The following is an 8,554-nucleotide window of genomic DNA, read 5'->3' as shown; positions in this document are numbered from 1 at the left end:
GCATTGATGATGTTTGATAAACACGCAAATCTGAAATATAAATTTGGAAACAGACACTTTTGGTCAGAAGGTTACTATGTGTCAACAGTAGGACTTAACGAAGCAACAATCAAAAAATATATCCAAGATCAAGAGAAACACGATATAGCAATGGATAAGCTAAGTGTTAAGGAATACGAAGACCCCTTTAAAGGGTAGCTGGTAGTACAAACACCGCTTTAGCGGTAGCGACGAGTCAAACGCATAGTGGCTTGAGCAAAGTGAAAGCCAGCGCCTTGAGACGCCGGCTGAGTAATCAGAGGCTTATAGCCTCAGAGCAAACCACCCGTTTGACGGGTGGTTGTGATTTGATCCACCGTGGACGGTTCTCGCCGGCGAGAACCGTCCACGGTGGATTTTTTTCAACAGCTTTTAACTTAACAACTGCTTTACTATGAACGCATAGATTTCCTGATTTTTCTCACTCCACCTTACACACATTCTCTCGGCAGATTCCTTATCCGGAACATTGATATCCAGAGCATAGAGAATGGAGTTTTCTTCTCTTACTTCGGCATGAACGATGTAATCACCGCCATCTGTTTCGTAATAATCAGTAAAATTCGAGGATTCCTGACGGAGCTTTATCTTGTTTTCTCTCAGAAAGTTATCCATATCCTTGATGGCACCGGAGGAAATATCATTTCCGAAAAGTTCAACAGTATTGGAACCTTCCTGTGTGATCTCATAACGTGTGGATTTTTTGCTCTGATGAGTTTTTATAAAACCTGCATCATCCAGTTCGGAAATGGCCTGCTGTAATGTGAAGTAGGTTGTGTATTCGTAATCAAGGAAAAATTCGCTTAACTGATTATTGGTTAAAGGATAGTTTACGGTTTTTAACAAGTATAAGATCATAAGCTTATACAATGTGATTGGTTCTGTGATCATATGGGATTCCTTTGCTGGTTTAATGTAAAAGCCCAAGAACGATGGTGAAAATCCTCTCATTCTTTGCCTATACAATGATACCAACAAAAGCTCCGTATTACAATTACTCTTTAATAAGACCCTTTTCTGTGTTAAAATACATGGAGATTTTCTCGGAGAAAACACAGTATGAAAGAACGTATAAATAAATTGGCAAGAGGAATAGTTGAGATAGACCGTCCTTTGCTTAAATTAAGTGATAAATCTTTTAAAGGAACTTTGGAAGTCGGAGAACTCACAAAGTTCGATCTGATCATTTATTCCGAAAACGGAATACTGCTTAAAGGACTCATTTATTCTGACAATCCTGCTGTAACCGTACAAAAGGATGCTTTCGGCGGAATCAGATCCCGTATCAAGTGTTCTGTTGATACCCATAACCTGCAGGATGGAGACAAAATTGAAGGACAGCTCTGCATAGTATCAAACGGAGGCGAATTTAAGCTCCCGTATTCTTTTGATGTTTGTTCATCCCACAAGTCCGGTGAGGTTATCTCAGGCTTTGAAACTAAAGAAGATTTTATAGAGTTTTACAGAAAAGAACCTGAGCTTTCAAGAAGAGTATTTGATTACAGTGATTTTGAGAATGCCCCCTTCATGAAGGACTCCGGTATTTATACCATTTACCGCGGACTTAAGAGAGGTCATGACAGAAACATTGCCCTGAAACAGTTTTTAATAGCACTTGGATGCCCTAAGGAGAAGGAAGATGATACTGATGTATCGGATGCCGGAGAAGGAATCACTCAGGATGAGAATAAGCAGTCTGAAAAGATAGAGCTGTTCCCCCTTGATGTTAATGATAAGCCGCTTATAGAGAAGGCAGCCAGCATTTGCATAAGAGAAGGGGCAACCGATGAGATGGCTTTTTACATATATCAGAGAGCCATAGAGATGGGCTCCACCATCACAAGACTTTATGAATATTATGTTTATGCCATGCCCAAGGGCTATAAAGGTTTGTTGCCGAGAGAAGTATATCTTTACTTTGCATATGAGCGTTCCATAGAGGAAAATATGAAGCTTCCTCTTTTTTACAATGTCATCGTAAATTTCAGTGAATCCGATGATATATACCAGAGGTTTGAACATAAGATTCAAAGTTACGCAATCGATATGCTTCTGAAATCTGAATTCAACCAGCGTCTGAGCGTTATTTATGACAGGATGATCCTTGCGGACATGATAGACGAAAGGATCGCTGCGGTATTTCCTGCCATTCTTCGGTCCTACAGGCTTACAACCAATGACAGGCGTCTTAGTTACGTGGTTGTGAAGTACAGGGAGCTTGACCGTGAAGAGGTATATGCATTAAAAGAGGGTAATGCTTACATCCCTATCTTCTTTGAAAACAGTGAGCTTTTGTTCCAGGACGGCTACGGAAACCGTTATACGGATGTTGTATACGAAACAACCCGCATAATGCATAAGGAAGAACTGGAAAGAAAGTGTTTTGAGATATTACCTGAGCATGCCATGTTAAAGCTTGCAAAAGCAAGAAACATTGCCAACAAGGGTATAGCGGACATAGCTCAGCTCAGGATTGTCGAGCAGGTTATGACGGACATGGATATTTCGAAGCCTTATCGTGCCTTTCTCAATAAGGTTATTCTTGAGTATCATGATGCCTTTACAAAGGATTCCGACAAGGATCTCAGCGAGCTGGATATCAGGATGCTTAAGAATATAGATATCAGAAATCTTGATCGTAAAGAGAAGGATATTCTTCTTTGTACTTATATAAAGCTTTCAATGTTTAAGGATGCCTACAAGCTCATTCTTGAGATGGGTGAAACCGACATTGAGATGACCTATCTTGAAAAACTGATAAAAGCTCTTATAATAGACGAGCAGGCAGGAGAATCCAAGGAAATCATGATGCTGACGCTTCATGCGTTCCGAAAAGGCTCTGAGGATATAGATATATTGAATTTCCTTCTCAGGGAATACAATGGCCTTTCAAAGGATATGCTGGAGCTTTTAAGAAAGGGTCAGAAAGCAGGTGCCGGAATCAATGATATGGCAGAGAGGCTTCTGGCACAGATGATCTTCTGCTGGACCGATGATGACCTTGATGAGGTTTATCATATATACAGACATAGCTCGGCACCTCAGAATGTGCTTATCAGAGCTTATATAACAAAGCGCTGTATAGATTATTTCCTTTTCGGAAAAGGAGCGTCTAAAGAAGTATTTGCCGATGTTTACGGCATCATACATGACGAGAGATATAAGGAAAAGGTTCCTGTTATATATCTTCTTGCCATGTCAAAGTATATGTCGGAGAATAAGAAGCTTACCGGTGAAGAGAAGTATGTTCTTCAGGATGTTATAGATATCCTTGTTCAGAAGAAACTGGTATTCCCTTACACCAGAACCCTCAGTGATATTATTCGCATCCCTGACAGTGTCATGGATAAATATTACATTGAGTATCATGGTGAAAAGTCCATAAGACCTTCTTTGTATTTGAGGATCTTACCGGATGAGCGTGACTTTGAGGAAGTTGAGATAACTAGAGTTTATCAGAATATTTACGTCCGACCGATAACACTCTTCAGCGGAGAAAGAGCAGAATATCAGATATATGATGAAGAAAAGGGTGAAGACTTTGTTGAAAGCGGTACGATAAAAGCCGATAACAAAGTACGTCTTAAAGGCGACACCTTTGACATAATAAATGAGATGTCCGGTCTTTTGAGTCAGGATAATGACGTAAAGCTTAGGGATGTCATGCTTCGCTATGTGAAAAATGAATCGGTTATTGATGAGCTTTTCACTAAAGAGCTGGATGAAAAGAATGATAAGGAGCAATAAATATAGTGAGTCGCTACATTGGAATTTCACTAAATGATGATTATACATGCATCTGCATAAATGATAAAACCATATCTACATATTATCCTACAGTCATTGCCAGGGACAAAAAGGATGATATATGGACTATAGGTGAAGCTGCTTATAAGTCGACTCTTGCAGGTTCAGGTGTTATAGTGGATAAACTTCTGAGCCTTATTGAAAAGAACGGTACAGCAACCATTGCAAGGGTGAAGTACCACGCTGTAGATATACTTGCCCACTATTTCCATGAGCTTTTGGGAAAGGACAACATCAAAGCGGATGAAGATCTGGTGGCCATAACCATCAGAAAGCCAAGCCGTGAGGTGGTCGGCAGGATAAAAGAAGCACTTATAAGAGCAGGAGTTCATGAGGATAATATTTTTATACTGAGCCATACGGAGAGCTTTGCACATTTTGTGCTGGATCAGGATCCCAATCTTTACAATCGTATGGTTGGGATGTTCGAGCTTAACAATCAGTGCCTTTACTACTATGAGATGCATGTTTCCAGAGGCACCAGACGTTATGTTATGGTGGCTCATGAAGCAGAGGAAGAGGCTTTCAATCTTGATATCCTTAAGACAGCTTCAGGTGGAAAGATAGCAGATAAGATATTGAGCACCGTGGCAGAAAGAGTCATGGGAAAGAATTACTACTCATCCATATTCTTATCCGGAAGAGGTTTCCAGGATACGAACTTTGCCACCAATTTTATGAACTATATCTGTAAGAAAAGAAGAGTTCTCATAGAACCCGGAATGTTCGCCATTGGTGCTGAGATTTATGTAAAGAATAAATCTGAAGGAAAAGGCGAGGAGTACATGATCCTATGTGACACTCGCAGCAAATCGGATGTTTCCGTAAAAGTGGTTGTAAATGAAAAGGTTGAGAGCCTGCCGATCGTTCGTGCGGGAGAACCCTGGATGGATACCTGCTCAAGCTATGATATGATACTTGACAACCAGGATTTCATTGATTTCCATGTCACTTCCATAACAAAACCGCAAAGACCTCTGAGACTCCGCATGATGCTGGATACTTTTCCTGAAAGAGAGAATCGTACAACCAAAGTCCGTATGACAACGGAATTCAGGGATGCCGATACCTTGAGGGTGACAGTTAAGGATCTTGGATTCGGAGACATTTTCCCTGCTTCAGATAAAGAGATTGTGGAAGAGATCGATCTGTCTGATAAGTAAAGGTATGCCTTTAGATTTTTTGGTACAGATGGTTGTGCCATGACCGGCACAGATTTATATTAGGAAAAATTCATGGGATTACTTTTGTGTAATAAGGATGCACGACATCCGTTTTACTATGAAAAACTGGATATAGATATCTGGTCTATACAGGAACTTAGCTATGTAATATACAATTATCCTGTTATCATACCTGAGGATTTTGTTGATCATAAGCTTACCACGTGGATCAGAGATGAGCTTTCCATGGGTATACTTGCGGCCAAGCTTGAGCAGTATCTGAATGTTTCGGATGAAATCGATCAGGAACGTCTCATAGTCATGATCCTTAAGGAAAGCAATTACTACACCCAGTTAGAGATATCAAGGTTTCAAAATGAATACAAAAAGCTCAGAAATATAGACAGACATGTATTTCTGAATATGCTTGGTGATACTTATTTTCATATGGGACGATACGGAAAAGCTATCGAGTCGTATGAAGAGTCGCTTTTTCTGAATGCCGACAGCGATGTTCAGATGAAACTTGCCGGAACTTATGTTACGGTTATGCAGTTCCGAAAAGCAGCAGAGCTTTATGAGGAGATTTATGTGACTACCCAGTCGGAAGAAGCACTTCATAAGCTGTATCTGATCAATAAGCTTGAACCGGCGGTAAAAACCATAGAGAAATATATCGATGTTATCGATGTGGAAACTCTTGCGGGCTGGGAGCTTGAGTATAACAATGCAGTGACTGATGCTGAGCACGATGGGCGCGCAAAGGAAATCTATGATATATATCAGAAAAGCCATTCAGCTTTTCGTGAACATGCAAAGATCATGGTGCTCAAATGGAAACGAGAGTATCGTGCCAAACTTTGATAAAAATAGAAAGGTAAACATATATGAAGGAACTTGCTAAACAGTACAATCCGGAAGAGGTTGAGGATCGCATTTATGAAATGTGGATGAAAGGTAATTATTTTCATGCAGAGGTAAATGCCAATAAAAAGCCATTTACCATCATGATGCCTCCTCCAAACGTAACCGGACAGTTACATATGGGACATGCTCTCGACAATACATTACAGGATTCAATTATCCGTTTTAAGAGAATGCAGGGTTACGAAGCTCTCTGGCAGCCGGGATGTGATCATGCAGCTATTGCCACAGAGGTTAAGGTTACCAATAAACTTAAGGAGCAGGGCATTGATAAGCATGATCTCGGACGTGAAGGATTCCTTAAGGAGGCCTGGAAGTGGAAGGAAGAATATGAATCAAGGATCGTTGACCAGCTCCACAAAATGGGTTCCTCCGCTGACTGGGACAGACTCCGTTTTACCATGGATGAGGGGTGTTCAAAGGCTGTTGAGACAACCTTTATAAAGCTTTACAAGAAGGGCTATATCTATAAGGGCTCACGTATCATTAACTGGTGCCCGGTTTGCCATACATCACTTTCCGATGCTGAGGTTATCCATGAGGAGCAGGAAGGACATTTCTGGCATATCAATTACCCTATCGCAGGACAGGAAGGCAGATTTATCGAAATCGCCACAACAAGACCTGAGACCATGCTTGGTGATACAGCGGTTGCCGTTAACCCTGAGGATCCGAGATATAAGGATCTCATCGGAAAGAATGTCAAGCTTCCTCTTACAGACAGAGAAATCCCTATCGTAGGAGATGAGCATGCCGATATGGAGGTTGGTACAGGTGCTGTTAAGATCACTCCTGCACATGACCCTAACGACTTCGAGGTAGGAAAGAGACATAACCTTCCCGAGCTTAACATCATGAATGATGATGCTACCATCAACTGCCCGGGTTCAAAGTACCACGGTATGGATCGTTACGAAGCCCGTAAGCTCATCGTGGAGGATCTCAAGGAGCTCGGTCTTCTGGTTAAGATCATGCCTACAAAGCACAATGTCGGCACCCACGACCGTTGCGGCACAACCGTTGAGCCTATGATCAAGCCTCAGTGGTTTGTAAAGATGGCTGAGATGGCTAAGCCTGCAATCAAGGCTATAGAGACAGGGGATCTTCAGTTTGTTCCCGAGAACTACTCAAAGACATATCTTCACTGGCTTGAGAATATCAAGGACTGGTGTATCTCCAGACAGCTTTGGTGGGGACACAGAATTCCTGCATTTTACTGTGATGACTGCGGTGAAATGGTGGTTTCTCCTGAGGCTCCTTCAGTTTGTCCTAAGTGCGGAAAGACTCATTTTACACAGGATCCTGATACTCTTGATACCTGGTTCTCAAGTGCTCTCTGGCCTTTTGAGACATTAGGATGGCCCGAAGAGACACCTGAGTATAAATATTTCTATCCTACAAATGTACTTGTAACGGGTTACGATATCATCTTCTTCTGGGTTGTACGTATGGTATTCTCCGGAATCGAGCAGACCGGAAAGGTTCCTTTCGGAAAGGTACTTATCCATGGTCTCGTAAGAGATGATCAGGGACGCAAGATGAGTAAGTCCCTTGGAAACGGTATCGATCCTCTCGAGGTTATCAGGACTTACGGTGCAGATGCCCTTCGTATGACACTTCTTACTGGAAATGCTCCCGGAAATGACATGCGTTTCTACTGGTCAAGAGTAGAGGCATCACGTAACTTCATGAACAAGGTATGGAATGCTTCAAGATTTATCATGATGAATCTTGATAAGGCGGACATCCCTGAAACAATGCCTGAAAACCTCTCCATGGCTGACCGCTGGATACTCAGCAAGGTTAATAACCTGGTTACAGATGTTACACGTAATATGGAGGCATTTGACCTTGGTATCGCTCTTGATAAGGTTCAGAACTTCATTTGGGAAGAGTTCTGTGACTGGTATATCGAGATGGTTAAGCCGAGACTCTGGAATGAGGAGGATGAGACAAAGGGTGCAGCTCTCTGGACACTTAAGCATGTTCTCATTACATCTCTTAAGCTTCTTCATCCGTTCTGTCCGTTCATTACAGAGGAGATTTACGATACACTTACCGACAGCGCATCACCTCTTATGAGACAGGAGTGGCCATCTTACGATAAGGCACTTGATTTTTCAGAGGATGAAGCTGAGATCGAGGCTATAAAGGAAGCTGTACGTGCCATCAGAAATATCCGTACAGAGATGAATGTTGCTCCTTCCAGAAAGGCTCAGAACTATGTTGTTACTACTAACGACAGAGTAAGAAAGACTTTTGAGCACAGTAAGGTGTTCTTTGCTACTCTTGCTTATGCTTCTGAGGTGTTTATACAGGAGGATAAGAACGGTATCGCTGATGATGCGGTTTCTGTAGCTATTCCTGATGCGGTTATCTACATTCCGTTTGCGGATCTTGTGGATATCGAGAAGGAGAAGGAGAGGCTTCTCAAGGAGAAGGCTAAGTGGGAGGCTGAGATCAAGCGTTCCGAGGGTATGCTCAATAACGAGCGTTTCATCTCCAAGGCGCCTGAGGCTAAGGTTCAGGAAGAAAGAGATAAGCTTGAGAAAAATAAACAGATGCTGAAGCAGGTTACAGACCGTCTGGAGGCACTTCACTAATAAACGTACGCCGGAGTC

Annotated in this window: 6 protein-coding genes; 5 read left to right on the top strand and 1 reads right to left on the bottom strand. The window is 41.9% G+C overall.

The window, feature by feature from the left end:
• The coding region (locus G625_RS0107250) for an IS200/IS605 family transposase (protein WP_029200595.1) at positions 1 to 198 on the top strand (198 nt) is incomplete at its 5' end.
• A 213-nt stretch (positions 199 to 411) separates the two neighbouring features.
• Here G625_RS0107250 and G625_RS0107245 read toward each other — a convergent pair.
• On the bottom strand, positions 412 to 930 hold the full coding sequence (locus tag G625_RS0107245) for a DUF4364 family protein (protein ID WP_029200594.1): 519 nt from the start codon (positions 928 to 930) through the stop codon (positions 412 to 414).
• A 168-nt stretch (positions 931 to 1,098) separates the two neighbouring features.
• On the opposite strand from G625_RS0107245, the gene G625_RS0107240 reads away from it, so the two are divergent.
• The 4 genes from G625_RS0107240 (at position 1,099) to G625_RS0107225 (ending at position 8,536) form a co-directional block, all read left to right on the top strand.
• On the top strand, positions 1,099 to 3,786 hold the full coding sequence (locus G625_RS0107240) for a DUF5717 family protein (protein WP_029200593.1): 2,688 nt from the start codon (positions 1,099 to 1,101) through the stop codon (positions 3,784 to 3,786).
• Between the two features lie 5 nt (positions 3,787 to 3,791).
• The gene (locus G625_RS0107235; protein WP_044931943.1) at positions 3,792 to 5,009 is read left to right on the top strand and encodes a DUF5716 family protein; all 1,218 of its coding nucleotides are present in this window, start codon (positions 3,792 to 3,794) and stop codon (positions 5,007 to 5,009) included.
• A gap of 72 nt (positions 5,010 to 5,081) precedes the next feature.
• Positions 5,082 to 5,873: a tetratricopeptide repeat protein gene (locus G625_RS0107230; protein WP_029200591.1), complete on the top strand. Its 792-nt coding sequence runs from the start codon at positions 5,082 to 5,084 to the stop codon at positions 5,871 to 5,873.
• A 23-nt stretch (positions 5,874 to 5,896) separates the two neighbouring features.
• Positions 5,897 to 8,536, top strand: a complete 2,640-nt coding sequence (locus G625_RS0107225) for a valine--tRNA ligase (protein ID WP_029200590.1) — start codon at positions 5,897 to 5,899, stop codon at positions 8,534 to 8,536.
• Positions 8,537 to 8,554 lie beyond the last annotated feature (18 nt).

Origin of the sequence: Oribacterium sp. NK2B42 (assembly GCF_000424445.1) — a bacterium.
GTDB lineage: Bacteria > Bacillota > Clostridia > Lachnospirales > Lachnospiraceae > Oribacterium.
Note: the sequence above shows the minus strand (reverse complement) of the source record. Positions and strands in the feature narration are given on the sequence as shown.